Origin of the sequence: Micromonospora sp. CA-244673 (assembly GCF_050948395.1) — a bacterium.
Lineage (GTDB): Bacteria > Actinomycetota > Actinomycetes > Mycobacteriales > Micromonosporaceae > Micromonospora.
The window spans coordinates 4,167,375-4,184,134 of record NZ_CP192019.1 but is presented as its reverse complement, the minus strand read 5'-3'; the positions used below and the strand labels follow the sequence as shown (position 1 = coordinate 4,184,134).

The 16,760-nt window shown below is 74.1% G+C and carries 20 protein-coding genes; 14 read left to right on the top strand and 6 right to left on the bottom strand.

The features are described 5' to 3' along the window. Positions 1 to 104: 104 nt before the first annotated feature. Positions 105 to 1,358, bottom strand: coding sequence for an MFS transporter (locus tag ACQP12_RS19460; RefSeq protein WP_433280787.1), 1,254 nt, complete (start codon positions 1,356 to 1,358; stop codon positions 105 to 107). Between the two features lie 73 nt (positions 1,359 to 1,431). Here ACQP12_RS19460 and ACQP12_RS19455 point away from each other — a divergent pair, with 73 nt between their 5' ends. Beyond that, entirely contained in the window at positions 1,432 to 2,427 is a 996-nt protein-coding gene (locus ACQP12_RS19455) for a DUF5937 family protein (protein ID WP_433280784.1), read from the top strand. A 10-nt stretch (positions 2,428 to 2,437) separates the two neighbouring features. Here the strand turns inward: ACQP12_RS19455 and ACQP12_RS19450 are convergent, their stop codons facing one another. Then, positions 2,438 to 3,031 carry an HD domain-containing protein gene (locus ACQP12_RS19450; protein ID WP_357942898.1) on the bottom strand — a complete coding sequence of 198 codons (594 nt, stop codon included), beginning with the start codon at positions 3,029 to 3,031 and terminating at the stop codon, positions 2,438 to 2,440. 137 nt (positions 3,032 to 3,168) lie between these two features. On the opposite strand from ACQP12_RS19450, the gene ACQP12_RS19445 reads away from it, so the two are divergent. The 6 genes from ACQP12_RS19445 to ACQP12_RS19420 all read left to right on the top strand — a co-directional run bounded on the left by ACQP12_RS19445 (position 3,169) and on the right by ACQP12_RS19420 (position 9,022). Beyond that, entirely contained in the window at positions 3,169 to 4,122 is a 954-nt protein-coding gene (locus ACQP12_RS19445) for a TolB family protein (protein ID WP_433280782.1), read from the top strand. Positions 4,123 to 4,266: 144 nt separating this feature from the next. Then, entirely contained in the window at positions 4,267 to 5,058 is a 792-nt protein-coding gene (locus ACQP12_RS19440; protein ID WP_433280780.1) for a class I SAM-dependent methyltransferase, read from the top strand. 55 nt (positions 5,059 to 5,113) lie between these two features. After that, positions 5,114 to 6,115 (top strand): hypothetical protein, encoded by a 1,002-nt coding sequence (locus tag ACQP12_RS19435; RefSeq protein ID WP_357942892.1) that lies wholly within the window; start codon positions 5,114 to 5,116, stop codon positions 6,113 to 6,115. Further along, entirely contained in the window at positions 6,112 to 6,765 is a 654-nt protein-coding gene (locus ACQP12_RS19430; protein ID WP_357942890.1) for a hypothetical protein, read from the top strand. Before ACQP12_RS19435 ends, ACQP12_RS19430 begins: the two co-directional genes overlap by 4 nt. Positions 6,766 to 6,780: 15 nt before the next feature. Further along, positions 6,781 to 7,683, top strand: coding sequence for an inositol monophosphatase family protein (locus ACQP12_RS19425; RefSeq protein WP_357942888.1), 903 nt, complete (start codon positions 6,781 to 6,783; stop codon positions 7,681 to 7,683). Positions 7,684 to 7,801: 118 nt separating this feature from the next. After that, positions 7,802 to 9,022 carry a helix-turn-helix domain-containing protein gene (locus ACQP12_RS19420; protein ID WP_433289338.1) on the top strand — a complete coding sequence of 407 codons (1,221 nt, stop codon included), beginning with the start codon at positions 7,802 to 7,804 and terminating at the stop codon, positions 9,020 to 9,022. On the opposite strand, the gene cutA is transcribed toward ACQP12_RS19420, so the two are convergent. After that, a complete protein-coding gene (gene cutA / locus ACQP12_RS19415; RefSeq protein WP_433280776.1) occupies positions 8,976 to 9,299 on the bottom strand; it encodes a divalent-cation tolerance protein CutA in 324 nt (107 codons plus the stop codon). The two genes, ACQP12_RS19420 and cutA, sit on opposite strands and share 47 nt — an antisense overlap. Before the next feature lie 194 nt (positions 9,300 to 9,493). Between cutA and ACQP12_RS19410 the strand changes: the two genes are divergently transcribed. The 4 genes from ACQP12_RS19410 to ACQP12_RS19395 all read left to right on the top strand — a co-directional run bounded on the left by ACQP12_RS19410 (position 9,494) and on the right by ACQP12_RS19395 (position 11,678). Beyond that, the gene (locus ACQP12_RS19410; RefSeq protein ID WP_433280774.1) at positions 9,494 to 9,715 is read left to right on the top strand and encodes a hypothetical protein; all 222 of its coding nucleotides are present in this window, start codon (positions 9,494 to 9,496) and stop codon (positions 9,713 to 9,715) included. Continuing rightward, positions 9,712 to 9,891: a hypothetical protein gene (locus ACQP12_RS19405; RefSeq protein WP_433280772.1), complete on the top strand. Its 180-nt coding sequence runs from the start codon at positions 9,712 to 9,714 to the stop codon at positions 9,889 to 9,891. Before ACQP12_RS19410 ends, ACQP12_RS19405 begins: the two co-directional genes overlap by 4 nt. An 87-nt stretch (positions 9,892 to 9,978) precedes the next feature. After that, entirely contained in the window at positions 9,979 to 10,617 is a 639-nt protein-coding gene (locus tag ACQP12_RS19400) for a M23 family metallopeptidase (protein ID WP_433280770.1), read from the top strand. Positions 10,618 to 10,946: 329 nt separating this feature from the next. Next, complete coding sequence (locus ACQP12_RS19395; RefSeq protein WP_433280768.1) at positions 10,947 to 11,678, top strand: dienelactone hydrolase family protein; 732 nt, start codon at positions 10,947 to 10,949, stop codon at positions 11,676 to 11,678. Between the two features lie 84 nt (positions 11,679 to 11,762). Here the strand turns inward: ACQP12_RS19395 and ACQP12_RS19390 are convergent, their stop codons facing one another. Continuing rightward, on the bottom strand, positions 11,763 to 12,539 hold the full coding sequence (locus ACQP12_RS19390) for an SDR family oxidoreductase (RefSeq protein WP_433280766.1): 777 nt from the start codon (positions 12,537 to 12,539) through the stop codon (positions 11,763 to 11,765). A 158-nt stretch (positions 12,540 to 12,697) separates the two neighbouring features. Here ACQP12_RS19390 and sigJ point away from each other — a divergent pair, with 158 nt between their 5' ends. Continuing rightward, the gene (gene sigJ, locus ACQP12_RS19385) at positions 12,698 to 13,576 is read left to right on the top strand and encodes an RNA polymerase sigma factor SigJ (protein WP_433280763.1); all 879 of its coding nucleotides are present in this window, start codon (positions 12,698 to 12,700) and stop codon (positions 13,574 to 13,576) included. 54 nt (positions 13,577 to 13,630) lie between these two features. Here sigJ and ACQP12_RS19380 read toward each other — a convergent pair whose 3' ends face one another. After that, positions 13,631 to 14,530: a GNAT family N-acetyltransferase gene (locus tag ACQP12_RS19380; RefSeq protein ID WP_433280761.1), complete on the bottom strand. Its 900-nt coding sequence runs from the start codon at positions 14,528 to 14,530 to the stop codon at positions 13,631 to 13,633. Positions 14,531 to 14,689: 159 nt separating this feature from the next. Here ACQP12_RS19380 and ACQP12_RS19375 point away from each other — a divergent pair, with 159 nt between their 5' ends. Together ACQP12_RS19375 and ACQP12_RS19370 are read left to right on the top strand one after the other, a co-directional pair. Beyond that, on the top strand, positions 14,690 to 15,793 hold the full coding sequence (locus tag ACQP12_RS19375; protein WP_433280759.1) for an aldo/keto reductase: 1,104 nt from the start codon (positions 14,690 to 14,692) through the stop codon (positions 15,791 to 15,793). Between the two features lie 15 nt (positions 15,794 to 15,808). Then, on the top strand, positions 15,809 to 16,411 hold the full coding sequence (locus ACQP12_RS19370) for a TetR/AcrR family transcriptional regulator (protein ID WP_433280757.1): 603 nt from the start codon (positions 15,809 to 15,811) through the stop codon (positions 16,409 to 16,411). A gap of 16 nt (positions 16,412 to 16,427) precedes the next feature. Here the strand turns inward: ACQP12_RS19370 and ACQP12_RS19365 are convergent, their stop codons facing one another. Then, the gene (locus ACQP12_RS19365) at positions 16,428 to 16,751 is read right to left on the bottom strand and encodes a nuclear transport factor 2 family protein (protein WP_433280756.1); all 324 of its coding nucleotides are present in this window, start codon (positions 16,749 to 16,751) and stop codon (positions 16,428 to 16,430) included. Positions 16,752 to 16,760 lie beyond the last annotated feature (9 nt).

The window sequence follows — 16,760 nt, the reverse complement described above, 5'->3', positions numbered from 1 at the left end:
CTCCCTGGCGGTGTGCCGGGACCCCGTCCGGCGTCCCTGCCCCAGACGGTCGGCGTGTCGTGCCACAGTGGCTTCGCAGCCGGGTAACCACCGGGTAACACCGGTCACCCGGCGGCCGGGGGCAGCCGGTCCGGGTCGGGCAACGTGCGCACCGGGGAGCGGTACAGCGGCAGCCAGGTCAGCGCGGCGCCGATCGCGCCGACCCAGAGCGAGGTACGCGGGCCGGCGTGCTGGCCGAGCAGGCCGGCCAGCCCGGCGCCGACCGCGATCGCGCCGGTGAGCAGGAACCGGAAGGTGGCGTTCATCCGGCCGAGCAACGCGTCCGGGGTGGCCCGTTGCCGCAGGCTGACGCCGATCACGTTGCCGATCCCGGTCCGCCAGGCCAGCGCCAGCCAGCCGACGCCGGCCAGCCACAGCCACGCTCCGGTGTCGATCAGGGCGACCAGTGCGCCGGCGGGGGCCACCAGCAGCCCGGGCAGCCAGAGGGCCCGGCCGTGCCCGATCCGGGCGGCCAGCGGACGGGCGGTCACCGCGCCGAGCAGCGCCCCGACTCCGCCGGCGCCGAGGAAGAGCCCGAGCGCGCCCGCGCCGAGCCCGAGCTCGCGCAGGAAGACCACCGGCAGCATGGTGGTCATCAGGTTCACCGTGAGATTGATCCCGGCCAGCGACACGGCCAGCGGGCGGAGCAGCGGGTTGCCCAGCACGTGCCGGACGCCGTCGCCGAGTTGCCGGCCGAAGCCGCCCGCCGGCCGGTCCCGTCCGGCGGTGGCGGTGGGACGTACCCGGGTGAGGGCGAGCGCCGAGAGCAGGTGGGTGACCGCGTTCAGGGCCAGGGCGAGCGGGGCGCCGAGCCACTGGACGAGCAGGCCGCCGAAACCCCGGCCGCCGATCTGGATGGTGGCGTTCGTCGTCATGAGCAGCGAGTTCGCCGCCACCAGGCGGTCCCGGCCGACCAGCTCCGGCAGGAAACTCTGCGCGGCCACGTCACCGAAGACCGTGCCGACGCCGGTGAGCAGCACGACCGCGTAGAGCTGGCCGAGGGTCAGCGCGTCCGCCCACCAGGCCAGCGGGATCGACGCGTACAGGGCGGCGCGGGCCAGGTCGGCGGCGACCATCACGGTGCGGCGGGGCGCCCGGTCCACCCAGACCCCGGCGGGCAGCCCGACCAGCAGGAAGGCCGCGGTGCCGAGCGCCGCGAGCAGGCCGACCTGGCCGGGGGTGGCGGCGAGCACCGACACGGCCAGCACCGGCACGGCCAGGTAACCCACCTGGAACCCCAGGCTGTCGGTCAGGTTGGCCGCGTAGACATAGCGGAACGGGCGGGGCCAGCGGGTGGGCGCGGAGACGGTGGTGGTCATGCCAGGGACCCTGGTCGGGGTCGCTGCCGCGGTCGATAAGTTTGAGCCAGGTCGAATCCGTGGGGAGGTGCGGGTGCTGAGCGTCGCGCTGGGGGTACGGGACCTGGCGGGGGTCCGGTTCGCGATCTCGCCGCTGTGGGAGGCGGTCGCCAGCGTCCGGGTGCTCCGGAGCCCCGACCTGTTCCCCGCCCACCAGCTCTGGCACCGCCAGGTACGGTCCCGCCTGTCCACCGTGGACTGGCGGCTCCTCGCCGACCTCGTGCCGATGCCGACCGTGGTGATCCCGAGCTTCGTCTGCCCGCCCCCGCCGTCCGCCCTGCCCACCATCGACTGGGAGCTCGCCGCGCTCGCCGACACCCCGCCCGAGGTGGTCCGGGCCGGACTGGACGAGCTGCCCGGGCCGCGGCCGCCCCGGCTCGCCGCCGTGTACGCCGACCCGCCGGCCGGGGTGGCCCGTCTCGCGCAGGTGATCGCCGACTACGCGGAGGTGGCGATCGCCCCGTACTGGCCCCGGATGCGGACCCTGCTGGAACGCGAGGTGCTCGTCGGCGCCGGGCGGATGGCGACCGACGGCGTGCGCGGCCTGCTCAACCGGATCGACCCGTACGTCTCCTGGGACGACGGGACGCTGCACGTCGACCACGTGACCCGTGCGGGGACGTTCGACCTGGGCGGGCGGGGCCTGTTGCTGGTCCCGTCGGTCTTCGGCGGCGCGCGGGTCTGGTCCAACCTGTCCGAGCGAGCCTCGCAGCCTCTCCTGCGCTATCCGGCCCGCGCGGTCGGAACCCTGTGGGAGCGCAGCGCCGCCCCGGCCAGCGCGGCGCTCGCCCGCGTGCTGGGGCGTACCCGGGCCACCCTGCTGCACGAACTCGCCGTACCGGCCGCCACCACCGAGCTGGCCCGGCGGTGCGGCCTCAGCGCCGGCACGGTCTCCCACCACCTGACCGCGCTGCGCGACGCCGGCCTGGTGGGCACCCACCGGGCCGGGCGGTTCCTGCTGTACGCCCGGACCGGCTCGGCGGAGGCGCTGCTGGCCGGCACCGGCCAGCCGGAGCGGGCCGGCGGCTGAGGTCGGCGCGTCAGCCGTGCACCGGGTGCTCGGCCTGGAAGGCGAGCCGGCGGTCCGCGTCGGCGGCCAGCGCGGCCAGCACGTCGTCGAGGTCCAGGAAGGCCTGCCAGGGCGGCTGCCCGGTGATGTCGGCCAGCCGGTCGACCACCAGCTCCTCCAGGTCGGTGACGCGTTTGCCCTTCCACACCTTGTCGGCGAGGCTGACCAGCAGGTCCTCCAACTGCACGCCGGGCGCGTGCCAGGCCGCGTGGGTGACGGCGAAGCGGGCCCGCTCCTCAGGTACGCCGAAGCGCAGCAGCAGCTGGTAGCCCGCCTCCTCGTGTGCCGAGCCGGGCCCGGACAGCTCCCCGGGGTGCTCGACCTTGCCGAGGTCGTGGATCGCCGCCCCGAACAGCACCGCCTGCCGGTCGAACGGCACCAGGGGGAAGCGTTCGGCGAACGCGGCGGTGAGCTGCCGGGCGACGTCGTGCACCAGCCGCAGGTGCGCGGCGAGGCGCGGCGGCGCGTCAAGGGCGGCGAGCAGCTCGACGGCCACCCCGGGCAGGGGTGGCAGCGGCGGGTCACCGGGGTCGGTGAGGGCGCGGCGCAGCGCGTCGGAGGTCACCGGGGCGAGGGTACCGGCCGCCGGGGCGGTCACCGTACGGGCTGACCGAGTGGCCGACGGTGGACGGGCCGCTCGTCCGATGCCCCGCCGATCATCCCTTCAGGAAGGTGGGGCGACGTCTATCACGGGGGTGTTTCATGATCGAGTTCAATCGCCGATCCCTGCTGCGTACCGCCGCGCTGGCCGGTGCGGCGGCCGCGACCGGCCTGGCCGCCGGCGCGCCGGCCGCCGCGGCCGCGACCACCGAGGTGGTCAACGGGCCGTGGCTGGTCAGCGTCGGCTGGGGCGTGCTCCAGGTCAACCCCGGCCGCACCACGCCGCAGCGGCTGCTCGACGACGGCGACCAGGCCACCACGTCGCCCGACGGCCGCTACGTGGCCTGGATCAACAACGCGCGGTCGGGCGACGGCAGCCTCATGCCCTACGTGTCGCTGTACGACCGGGTCACCGGCGAGATCCGGAAGCTGCTCGCCGACCCGTTCGGCGTCGTCTACGGTGCCCCGACCTGGTCGCCGGACGGTACGCAGATCGCCCTGGTCATCGGGAACGACACCCTGGTCGCGATCGACGTGGCCACCGGCGGCAAGCGGGTGCTCGCCCAGGGGCACACGATGTACCGCCCCAACTGGTCCCGGGACGGCTCCATGATCGTCATGCAGTGGACCAGCCGGTCCGAGGGCCCGCAGCTGCGCACGCTGGAGCTGGCCACCGGCAAGGTGCGGCCGATCTACACCCGCGAGGCGGCCGGCGAGAGCTTCCACGGGCCGGTCTTCATGCCCAACTCCGAGCGGGTGGTGTTCTGCACCAACCGCTGGACCCGGGACTCCGAGGTGCTCGGCGGGGCGGCGCTCGCCTCGGTGCGCATCGACGGCACGGGCCTCAAGCGGCTCACCGACGAGCCCCGCTACTACCTCTCCCCGGTGTTCTCGCCCGACGGGCGCTACTGCGCCGCGCTGTCGGTCCCGCCGAGCAACGAGGCCCCGGACGGCGGCAACATCATCGTCTCGACCAGCGGCTTCGGTGAGCCCTGGTGGATCCCCGGCGACGAGTACGACGACAGCAGCCGGCTGGACTGGGCCCGCGCCATCTGACCCGACCACCCGCGACGCGGCGACCGGATTTCCGGCCGCCGCGTCGGCGTACCGGGGGTGGATTTCCGCGCCCCCGGCCGGGCGCGGTGCGAGGCTGGGAAGCGGGCGCCGCCGACGGGGGCGACGACCGCAGTGGAGGGTGCGATGGCCGAGCCGCCGACCGGGACCTCGTCGGGCAGCGCGCAGGCGCACGGCCGCCGCGCCAACCGGCGCAGCTATCACGACGGCGCGCAGGTCAACGGGTACGTCGACGACCCGTACCACCGGGTCCGCCGCGCGGTGGCGGCGCGGCTGATGGTCGACGGCGTCCCCGGCGGACGGCCGGTGCTGGAGCTGGGCTGCGGCCCGCGCGGCATGCTCGACCCGGCGGCCCTGCCCGGCCCGCTCGTGGTGGCCGACATGGCCGAGACCGCGCTGGGCGCGGCCCGGCGGGCCGCCGGCGGCGCGGCCCTGCCGGTCTGCCTGGACGCCACCCGCGGCCTGCCCTTTCGCGCCGGCAGCTTCGCCGGCCTGCTCACCGGTGAGCTGATCGAGCACGTCTACGATCCGCTCGCGCTGCTGCGGGAGTGCCACCGGGTGCTCGCCCCGGGCGGCCTGCTCGTGCTGACCACCCCCAACCTGGCGCCCGCACAGGACCGGCTGGCGTTCCTCGCGGGCCGGGCGCCCCGCCAGGTGGACCCGCTGCACCCCTACCTCTGGCTGCACATCCGGCCGTTCACGGCCTCGCTGCTGCGGCGGGTGCTGTGCCGGGCCGGGTTCACCCCGCTGGCGATCCGGTCCAACGAGGTTGGTTGGCGGCTCCGCGGTGGACGCTGGGTCGCCTCCCGGCTGCTGGCCCGGATCGCACCGGGGCTCGGCGGGTCGCTGATCTGCGCCGCCCGGCGGACGGCGCAGGCGCCGTCACCCAGGGGTACGGGGCACCCGAACAGCGTGTGATGGTGAGATTGACAAAGGGCTATCATGGGGGTTCCGTCGTCGACCGGGGGATGTCATGGCGCGCCTGTTCACCTGGGTCGTCAACAATCTCGACGCGTTCATCGGGCTGGTCCTGGCCGTCACCGTGGCCGTCCTCGGCCTGACCAACACGGTCAGCCAGGACGTGGTCAACAGCGCCATCCTGCTGGTCCTCGCCGTGCTCGCCCAGGCCGTGCTGCGCGACCGGCTGCGCCGGGAGACCGCCCAGCAGGAGGTGCGGGAGGTCATGCGGGCCACCCGGGACCGGCTCACCGAGCTGGTCCCGCAGATGCACGAGATCACCGGCCCGGACGGGGCGCTCAACCGGGCCCGCGAGGCGATCGACAGCGTCTCCATGGTGCGGGTGCTGCACGGCAGCGAGGTCGGCCGGGCCCTCGCCGAGGCCCGCCAGCACACCGACTCGTGGGCGTTCAAGGGCGGCACCGGCACCTTCACCCGGGCGGTCACCCTGCCGCAGTGCCTGGAGCACGCTCGCCGGCGCAACGCCACCCTGAGCTTCGCCATCGAGATCATCGACCCGACCGACGAGGACGTCTGCGAGCGCTACGCGCGGTTCCGGCGCAGCCTCGACCCCGACGCGCCGGGGGAACGGTGGACCGTCGACCGCACCCGCAAGGAGTCCTACGCCACCGTGCTGGCGGCCTGCTGGCACCTGCAGCGCTCCGGGCTGCTCACCGTCGAGGTCCGGCTGTCCGCGCAGATGACCACCTTCCGCTACGACCTCTCGTCGTCCTGCGTCATCATCACCCAGGAGAACCCGCAGACACCCGCCCTGCGGATCGACCGCAGGGAGCTCTACTACAACCGGTTCAACATCGAGCTGGACTACAGCCGCAAGCAGAGCCGGCGGGTGCCCATCGAGGCCGCCGCGGCGGTGAAACTGGACGACGAGCCCTCCGTCGAGCAGGTTCGCAAGCTGTTCGCCGCGCTCGGGCTGCCGCTACCCCGGTCCTTCGGCGACCGCGAGGTCGCCGACATCGTGGGCCGGGCCATCCAGGCGAGGAACCCGTACGCATGATGACCTACGCCGACCTCGAACGGGAGATCGACCGGGGCGCCCGGCCGGAACTGCTGCGCGGCTGGGTGCTCGACGTCCTCGACGACGTCGCCGAGGGACGGCGGCCGCTGCTGGCCGTCCGGCACCCGCTCGGCTTCACCTGCCTGCCGGTGGAGCGCACCGGCCCCGACGGGATCTGTGTGCACGCCTGGCCGGCCGACCCGCCGCCCGTGCAGCCGACCACCTCGACCATGCACTCGCACAGCTGGGACCTGCTCAGCCACGTGCTGCACGGCACGGTCCGCAACGAGCTGATCGAGGTGATCGACGCCCCCGCCGACCCGTCGTGGCGCATCTACGAGGTGCACAGCCGGGGCGACGTGGACGAGATGGCGGCCACCGACCGGCTGGTCACCGCGGCGACCGCCACCGTGGAGACGCACTCGGCCGGCGACTCGTACGCGCTGCGCGCCGGCGGTTTCCACACCTCGGAGGTCGACGCCGGTGAGCCGGCGGTGACCGTGGCGCTCGGCCGGAGCACTCCCGGCGTGTGCGACCTGAGCCTCGGCGCGGTGGACGGGCGCAGCCACCGGATACGCCGGGACCGCTGCGACGCGGCGGAGACGGCACGGATGGCGCGGGACATCGCGCGACTGGTGGCACGGGGCTGACTGGCTGGAGGAGCCATGGACGTGGACCCGAACAGAGACGGGCCCGACCTGCGCGACGCGCACCGGTTCGCGGTGGAGGCGGCCCAGGCGGCCGGGCGGCTGCTGCGCCGGGGGACCCGGGGTGAGTTGCACGCCCGCGCCAAGAACGACTCCGGGGACCTGGTCACCGACCTCGACCTCGCCGCCGAACGGCTGATCGTCGACCGGATTCGCGCCCGCTGGCCGGAGCACGGGGTGATCGCCGAGGAGGGCGGCGAGTACGTCGCCGACAACACCTGGGCCTGGCTGGTCGACCCGCTCGACGGCACCAACAACGTGGCGATCGGGCTGCCCGCGTACGTGGTGGGGATCGCCCTCTGCGACCGCGGCTCGCCGGTGCTCGGCGTGGTGCACGACCCGGTCGCCGGGCGCACCTGGTCCGCCGTACGCGGGCGGGGCGCCTTCGTGCACGAGTCCGGGCCGGGCGGCCGCCCGCTGCACGCGCCCCGCCGGCCGGTGCCGACCGCGCCCGTGCTGGCCTGGACCCAGGGGCACGGGGTGGCCCGCGACGACAGCACCGCCCGCGCCCTGAAGGTGGTGCTCGACACCACCGCGCGGCGGGTGCTCCAACTGTGGGCGCCGCTGCTGTCCTGGGTGATGCTGGCCCGCGGCGACATCGACGGCATCGTCGGCTACCGCCCCGAGGCGGTCGACCTGCCGGCCGGGATGCTGCTCGCCGCCGAGGCCGGCATGGCGGTCCGGGCCCTCGACGGCGGCTGCTTCGACGACCGCTACGGCTGCCCGGCCGACCGGCGCAGCTTCGTGGCGGGGCCGCCGGAGACCATCGACCGGCTGGTCAAGCTGGTCACGGCGGCACAGTGGATCGAGCCGCAGGTCCGTCAGCTCACCCCTATCAGCCTCAGCACCGTCGGCTGGTGAGGCGCGGCGGGCGGGACTCCGGTGACGACACGCGGCCGGACTTTCCGTGCCCGATCGACTACGGTGTGGTGATCGCTCCGTGTCTCCGGCGTCGCTCAAGCCACCTCGGTAGGTGAAGATGACCGAACCTTCGTTCGCGGGCCGGCTACGTGCGCTGCGAGAGGCGAGCGGGCTCTCACTGCGTGCGCTGGCGAGACTGACGTTCTACGGCAAGTCCTACCTGCACGAGCTGGAGACCGGTGCCAAGATCCCCACGCCGCAGATAGCCCGGCAGCTCGATCGGGTGCTGCGTGCCAACGGCGAGCTGGTGGCGATGGCAGCCAGGCCGGGCGTCCGTCGGCGGGATCTCGTCGCCGCAGCGGGCCTCGCCGCCGCTCTGCCACACACCCTGTTGAGCCACGGCCGCCAGGTGGGCGCTGCGACGCCGGCACGACTCGCCGAACGCACCGCCCGGCTCCGCCGCCTCGACAACTACCTCGGTGGCGCCGACACCCGGCACGCGTACGCCGCCGAGGTCGAGTCCACGACCCGCCTCATCCGGGACGGTTCCTACCGGGAGGCCGTCGGCCGGCAATTGCTGGCGATCCTTGCCGAGCAGGCCCAGCTGGCGGGCTGGGCGGCCTTCGACGCCGGTGTCCATGACGATGCGGAGCGTCTCTACCGGACCAGTCTCGCGGCGGCACACGAGGCGGACGACCGGGCGCTCATCGGCAACGGACTCGCGCTTCTCGGCTATCAACAGCTCACCCTGCAGGGCCGATCCGTCGACCTGGCCGACGCCGCGCGTGCGGCTGTCGGCGCAGCGGCGACGTCCGGAGTCCGCGCGTTGCTGCACCTGCGCGCCGCCTGGTCGTTCGCGAACGCCGGGGATGCGGACACGGCGGACCGGTATCTGGGCATCGGCACCAGGTGTCTCGCGGAAACCGACGGTCGTCCGGAGCCGGACTGGGTGTACTGGGTCGATGGCAGGGAAGGCGAGATCATGACGGGGCGCTGCTGGACGGCGCTCCGTCGGCCGGTCCGGGCCATTCCTGTCCTTGAGCGGGTCCTGGCCGGCTTTGACGACACCTACGCCCGGGACAAGGCGCTCTACCTGACCTGGCTCGCCGACGCGTATCTGGACGCCAACGAGGTCGAAATGGCCTGCGACGCCGTCGCCACCGCCCTCCGGCTGGCCGGTGGAGTCGCCTCCATCCGGCCCGGCCAACGGGTCGACACGCTACTGCGTCGCCTGGAGCCGCACAGCGCGTTGCCGTGCGTGGTCGAGCTGCGTGCACTGGCCGCCGAGGTGGCTACGCGTCCCGCACCGACCGCCGCAGCCACTCCAGATAGTCCTTAGCGCCGCATACGACCGGCACCGCGATGACCTGCGGGTTACGCCACGGGTGCTCCGCGAGCAGGAAACGTTCCAGCTCCGCGTATCGCGCGGCGGTGGTGATGAGCAGGACCTGCCATTCCTCGCCGGTGCCCTGCTCGCCGAGGTGCCAGAACACACTCGTCACCGGGCCCAGCACCTGCGCGCTCGCGGCGAGCCGGGCGGCCACGGCCCCCTCCGCGAGCCGAACGCCCGCATCCCGGGTCTCGGTCGCCGTCGACACCTGAAGGAAGTCGTCCACCGGCACACCCTAGCGGCGGCGGTTGTCCGCGGACGGCACGGACGACCAGCGGACGTCTGCTGCCTGGATCTTCACCCGGTCCCCGGGCGAGGCTCTTCTCGTCAGGGGAGAGACGGCCCGAAGCAAGGTTCTCGCAGCCGGGCCACCGGGAGGGAGTGGGCGTGGGCGGACAGGCCGTGGATCAGCGTGCGCGAATGACCACGACGCACGGTCCGGTGTTGCCGATCTGGAGTTGCGGCGGCTGTGCCGCGCCATGGCCGTGCGCGACCCGCCGCCAGCAGCTGAGGGCCGAGTTCGACGGTGCCGCCGTGTCGCTGGGCCTCTACCTGGGTGCGCAGCTCGTCCGCGCCTCCGCCGATCTGCACTGGTTGCCGGCCGGCGTGCTGCACCGGCGGTTCCTCGGGTGGCTGCGGTGAGCATCCTCCGCGCCGGGGACGCGAAGTTCCACTACGGCGACGGGTCGCACCGGTGGATTCCACCGGACCCGGACTACGACCAGGAGGTCTGGAACGAGCAGGTCCGACAGCACCTGCACCGGCACCTGCGCAACGAGCGTCCGAAGGTACGGGTGCGCCGCGTCATCGTGGGCTGACCGGAGTGTCGCGGCCGGGGGAGGGGCTGCCCGGTCGGAAAGCGGATGGCGTCCACGATCCGGTCAGGGTCTGCCATGCTCGGTGGGATGACGACCGCCCAACGACCCGGACGACGCGACCGGCGCCGCGCGGCTCGCGTCGCTCTCGCGGTCGCCGGGGTCGCCGCCCTTGTCGCCGTCGCCGTGGTCGTTGTGCCGCTGCTGTTGCCGCCGGGACCACGCCCGCCGTTTCAGCTCCCCGTGCCGTGCGGTGAGACCTGGCGGCTGGGCACCTATCCCGGCCACGACGACTACGACGTCGACCTGTTTCCGACGGCGGGCGAGGCGTGGGGGCAGCCGGTGCTCGCGTCCCACGCTGGCACGGTCACCGTGGCGGGGATCAACGGGTCGTTGGGTGGGCGTACCCCGGACAACCCGAAGGGTCCGCGCGGCCGTGGCGGCGGGTACTGGGTGAAGATCGATCACGGCGGCAAGTGGGAGACGCAGTACCTGCACCTGCTCGAACCGCCGCTGGTCCGGGCCGGACAGCGGGTCGCCCGCGGCGAACAGCTCGGGCGGGTGGGCAGCACCGGCAACTCCGGCGCGCCGCACCTGCACTACGAGCAGCACCGCGGGTGGGAGAAGGTCGAGACCTGGTTCGACGGCTCACCCTCGGGCATCACCCAGGACGACACCGAATACAGCGTCACGCTGACGAGCAACAACTGTCCCGCCGGTCGGCGGTGAAATCCGCTGTCCGATCGCCGGAGCACGGTGACACACAGCCGGCGTGGAAAGGCGCTGGAGCTTCCCGTTCTGCTGCGGCGGATCGACGAACGGTCGACAGCCTTCCGCGCCGCGGTCGGCATCAGCTCCAGGAGATCGTGGGCTCCTGCGTTGTCGGCGCGCAGGGCCAGAGGATCAGAGAGCGCGGCCTTCGTGATAGCTTCTGCGTCGCTGTGCGCTGCTGCGAGCTGAGGAGGTGAGACCGATCAACGCTGTGACAGGTCGGGGCTCCCTCCCTCGCATGGCCTAGGGAGTGCCCGAAGAAGGCATCCCGAAAGGCTCGAAACGCTATGCGCTTCACCTCTGCGACGTCGTCCGACGGCGTCTCCGAACAGCTCTTCACCCTCGGTGAGATCCCCGGCGTGCTGTGGACGCCGGAAGGTGCCACCGGTGCTCGTCCCCTCATCCTCATGGGCCACGGCGGCGGCCAGCACAAGAATGCTCCCGGCATCGTGGCCCGCGCACGCCGCTTCGTGGTGGAGTGCGGGTTCGCGGTGGTGGCGGTGGATGTGCCGGCCCACGGCGACCGGCCGAAGGACGACGAGCTCGACCGGATCGCGGCCGGGAACCAGGCTCGTGTGGAGGCCGGGGAGGACCTGGCTCCGCTGATCGCCGGTTTCCAGGCGCTCGTGGCTCGCCGGACCGTCCCGGAGTGGCAGGCGGTCCTGGACGCGGTCCAGGATCTGGAGTACGTCGGCGCCGGTCCGGTGGGCTACTGGGGTGTGTCGTTGGGGTGCGGCCTCGGCGTTCCGTTCGTCGCCGCCGAGCCCCGGGTCCGTGCTGCGGTGCTCGGCCTGGGCGGGGCGTCGGCCTCGGCGGAGGTCGCCGCGCGGATCACCGTCCCGGTGGAGTTCCTGCTGCAGTGGGACGACGAGCGGGTGCCGCGGGCGCAGGGCCTGGCCCTGTTCGACGCCTTCGCCTCGACCGAGAAGACCCTGCACGCCAACCCCGGCAGGCACGGGGAGATCCCGGCGTTCGAACTGGACAGCACGCTGCGGTTCTTTGCCCGGCACCTCGGCTGACACCGCCACCGGTGGTCCGCGACGCGCCGGCCGGGGACCTGTCCCGGTCGGCGCGTCCGGCGGACACCGGCCGGCGTGGAGGGTTCAGCCGCGAACGCCGGCCGCCGGCCGCTCGGCCAGGAACGCCTCCCAGGTACGCACGCCGAAGGTGGCGCCGGGACGGGCGAGGTTGTCCCCGTTCCGGTACGCCCGGCCCGCCTTGCCCGGCAGCGGGACCCGCAGCCGCAGCCGCCGCCGGCCCACGGCCGCCAGGTAGCCGGTGACCAGCTCGTCGAGGCCGTACACCCGGGGGCCGGCCAGTTCGGGCACCAGGCCGGCCGGCGCGCCCAGCGTCAGCTCGACCATCCGGGCCGCCACCTCGCGGGCGTCGACCGGCTGCAACCGCAGGCCGCCGGGGACCGGGACCACGGGGAGCTTCGCCATCTTCGCCACCATGGTCAGCGTCAGGTCGTGGAACTGGGCGGCGCGCAGCGTCGTCCACGGCACGTCCGAGCCGGCGACGGCCCGCTCGGCGTTCAGCTTGGACCGCAGCCACGCCAGCGGCACCCGGTCCGCCCCGACGACCGAGATGTGCACGAGGTGGCTCACGTCCGCCCGGCGGGCGGCGTCGACCAGGTGGCGGGTGGCGACGTCGTCGCCCTTGGGCCCGCCGGCCAGGTGCAGCACGGTGCCGACGCCGCGTACCGCCGGGTCCACGCCCTCGCCGGTGAGCAGGTCGGCGGTGACGTGCGTGACGCCGTCGCCGGGCCGGCCGCCGCGACGGCTGAGCACCCGCACCGGGTGGCCGGCCTCGCGCAGCAGGGGCACGACCAGCCGGCCGAGGGTGCCGGTGCCACCGGTGACCAGGATGGGTGCGTTCATGTCGTCCTCCGTGTCATGAAGATCCGCTACGTTTCGGCTTCATCGGCTCGACCCGGGGCGGCGGGGAAGTGTGACCGAGGTGGCCGAGGTCACCTCCGGTCACACGGGTGGGTCGGGGCGGGTCGGTCAACCGGGACCCCGCGAGAAAGGACTGAGACATGGGCGAGGACACCTGGCTGGCCGAGCGGTTCGAGCAGGAGCGGCCGCAGCTGCGGGCGGTGGCCTACCGGATGCTCGGCTCGCTGAGCGAGGCCGAGGACGCCGTGCAGGAGACGTGGTTGCGGCTCGCCCGCACCGACACCGCCGAGGTGGACAACCTCGCCGCCTGGCTGACCACGGTGGTCGCGCGGGTGTGCCTGAACACCCTGCGGGCCCGCGCCACCCGCCGCGAAGACCCCCTCGACGTACGCCTGCCCGACCCGATCGTCGACGTCACCGAGGCGGATGCCGATCCGGCGCACGCCGCGGTGCTGGCCGACTCGGTCGGGCTGGCGCTGCTGGTGGTCCTGGACACCCTCACCCCGACCGAGCGGCTGGCCTTCGTGCTGCACGACATGTTCGGCGTGCCGTTCGAGGAGATCGGCGCGCTGGTCGACCGGTCGCCGGCCGCCGCCCGGCAGCTCGCCAGCCGGGCCCGCCGCCGGGTCCGTGGCCAGGCGCCCGCGCCCGACCCGGACCTGGCCCGCCAGCGGAAGGTGGTCACCGCGTTCCTGGCCGCCGCTCGCGAGGGTGACTTCGACGGGCTGGTCGCCGTGCTGCACCCCGACGTGGTGCTGCGCTCCGACGGCGGGACGGCCCGGGCCCGGCACTCCACGGTCCTCACCGGCGCGCGGGTGGTCGCCGCGCAGGCCACCACGTTCGGCCGGTTCTCCCCGTTCGCCCGGCCGGTGCTGGTCAACGGCGCCGCCGGGGTGCTGGTCAGCGCGGCTGGCCGGCCGCTGTCGGTGATGGCGTTCACCGTGACCGACGGGCGGATCGCCGCCATCGACGTGATCGCCGACCCGGAGCGGCTGGCGGCGCTCGACCTCGCCGGCTGATCCCGACATCGGCGGCCGGCTCCGCGCTCCGGGGCCGGCCGGTCCCGCTCGGCGTCAGGTGACGATGACCAGGTTGGCCATGTCGACCACCGACCGGTAGCCGAGGTTGGCGTAGATCCGGTTCGAGGTCGGGTTGGCCTGGTCGGTGAAGAGGCACACCCGGGCGCCCTCGGCCCGCAGCAGCCCGGAGACCTCGGCCACGGCGTTGCTGGCCCAGCCGTGCCCGCGCTGCTCCGGCGGGGTGTACACCGGGCCGATGCGCGCGACGCCGAACGAGGGCGGATTGGCGGCGGTGAGGTGCACCCGCCGGCCCGCCTCGTCGGTCCAGAACCACAGCCGTCCGCCCCGGATCCGGCGCAGCAGCTCGGCGCGGCCGGGGGTCTCGTGCGCGCTGACCCCACGCGGCCGGCCCGCCTGCTCGTCGGCGTCGGCCATGAACGCCTCGAACCACTCGGCGGCCAGGTCGACGTCGTCCTCGGCGGCGACCGTCAAGGCGCCGGGCACCGGCGCCGGGCGTACGAGGTCACCGAGCTCGTGCAGCCGGGTGTGCTGGGCGACCTCGACCCGGCCGCCACCGAGCCGGGCCACCTCGGCGGCGCACCGCCGCGCGGCGGGCAGCGCGCCGTTGACGGCGCGCACCTCCTCCCCGCGCTCGTGCCACACCCGGGCCAGCGCCACGGCGGCCTCGTCGGGCATCGGCAGCAGGTACGGCGGGCGCGGGGCGAAGGGCGCCGCGCGCATCCCGGCGCCGACGACGTCGCCGGACGCGTCCCGGACCACCAGCCACCAGTCGTCCTCGGGCGGCGCGACCCCGTCGGCCAGCCCGGCCAGCTGCCGGTGCGCGACGGTGGCCACGACCGTGCCGATCACGGGGTCCGCCGCCAGGTGGTCGCCGGCCGCGGCGAGGAACTCACCCGGGTCGGTGTGGAAATGCAGCGTCGGGGCGTCGCTCATCCGCGCACCGTAGCCCGCCGCCGGGGCACGGCCGTACCGGATTTCCGGGCTGCGGTTTTCTGGACTTGCGGGTCCATTTTTGCCGAGCGACAGTGACGGCAGGCGGTCGGGCCCGGGCCGGTCGCGGAGTTGTCAACGAGTGATCTGGAGATCCACGCGATGCATGACTACTACCTGCTCGGCCGGTCCGGGCTCCGGGTGAGCCGCCTGGCGCTGGGCACCATGAACATCGGCACGGGCGGTTTCCACGCCGCGTACGGCAAGAGTGAGGCGGAGGCCGAGCCGATCGTCCGGCGCTATCTGGAGGCGGGCGGCAACTTCATCGACACGGCGGACTTCTACACGGCCGGGGAGAGCGAGCGGATCCTCGGCCGGCTGATCGCCGCCGCGGGCGGGCGGGACCGGCTCGTGCTGACCAGCAAGTTCACCAACACCGTCGACCCGGGCGACCCGAACGCCAGCGGCAACGGGCGCAAGCACATGATCCGGGCGGTGGAGGCGTCGCTGCGGCGGCTCGGCACCGACTACCTGGACCTGTACCTGCTGCACACCTGGGACCGGATCACCCCGGTCGAGGAGGTGGTGCGCGCCTTCGACGACCTGGTCCGGGCCGGCAAGATCCGGTACGCCGGGCTGTCCGACGTGCCGGCCTGGTACGCGGCCCGCGCGCAGAGCGTCGCCGAGGCGCACCTGTCGACGCCGATGATCAACCTGCAGCTGCCGTACTCGCTGCTCGCCCGCGGCATCGAACCGGAGTACGTGCCGATGGCGCAGTCCCTGGGGATGGGGCTGACCGCCTGGAGCCCGCTCGGCGGCGGGCTGCTCAGCGGCAAGTACCGGCGCGCCGGCGACGGCCTGGCCGGCGCGGGGCGGCTCGCCGGCGCGGGCGGGCACGGCCGACCCGTCGACGACCGGGACTGGCGGGTGATCGAGGCGCTGGAGAAGGTGGCCGGCGAGCTGGGCCGCAGCATGGCCCAGGTGGCGCTCAACTGGGTGGCCACGCAGCCCGGCGTCGGTTCCGTGATCATCGGCGCGAGCAGCCCCGAGCAGGTGGACGGCAACCTCGCCGCGCTGGACTTCGAGATCCCGGCCGAGCTGCGCGACCGGCTCGACCGGGCCAGCGCCGTGCCGCCGGCCGGGCCGTACTCGATGTTCACTGCGGAGTACCAGTCCTGGGTGGTCAGCCCGGGCCTGGGCATCGGCGACAAACCCGCCGGGTACGCGCCGCCGGTCTTCAACGGCACGGCGCAACCGGTCGGCTGAACTGACGGAGGACCCATGGCACAGGCGCTCACACCGAAGGGCGAGGCGACCCGGGGCCGGATCGTCGCCGGCGCCGCGGCGGAGGTGCGCGACCGCGGCGTCGACGAGGTCCGCCTGGAGGACGTGATGGCCCGTACCGGCACCAGCAAGGGCCAGCTCTTCCACTACTTCCCCGGTGGGAAGGAGGAGTTGCTGCTCGCGGTGGCGCAGCACGAGGCGGACCAGGTGCTCGTCGACCAGCAGCCGCTGCTCGGGGAGCTGACGTCCTGGCCCGCCTGGCAGGCGTGGCGGGACCGGGTCGTCCAGCGCTACCGCGACCAGGGTGAGCACTGCCCGCTCGGTGCGCTGCTCGGTCCGGCGGTCCGCCGGACCCCGGCGACCCGGGCCGTGGTCACCGGACTGATGCGGCGCTGGCAGGGCGCGATCGCCGACGGCATCCGGCACATGCAGTCCACCAAGGACATCGCGGCCGAGGTGGACGCGGACCGTGCCGCCGCGGCCATGCTGGCGGGCATCCAGGGCGGTGTGCTGCTGCTGCTCAACACCGGGCGGACGGACCACCTGGAGGCGGCCCTCGACCTCGCCCTCGACGCCCTGCGCGGCACGGCACGCCCCTGACGGGCGCACCCGGTGGTCAGGGGGCGATGCGCAGCCGGCGGATGTGGGTGTCGTCGTAGTCCTCGAAGCGGAACCGCAGGCCGGCGAACGGGCTGCCGGGAAAGTCGCCGCTGATGGTGGCGGTCACCACCGTGCCCGCCGGGGTGTCCTCGACGTCGGTGATCTCGTAGGAGACCAGCGGGGTCTCGCGGCGCCACGCGCGGATCTCCGCGATGCCCCGGTGGGTCCTCCCCTCGTCCTCGACCACGGCGTCGTCGGCGAAGAGGGCGAAGTGCGCGTCCTTGTCCGGCTGGCCGGCGAGCGCGAAGTAGCGGCGGATGAGGTCGGGTGCGGTGTCCATGCGGGTGCT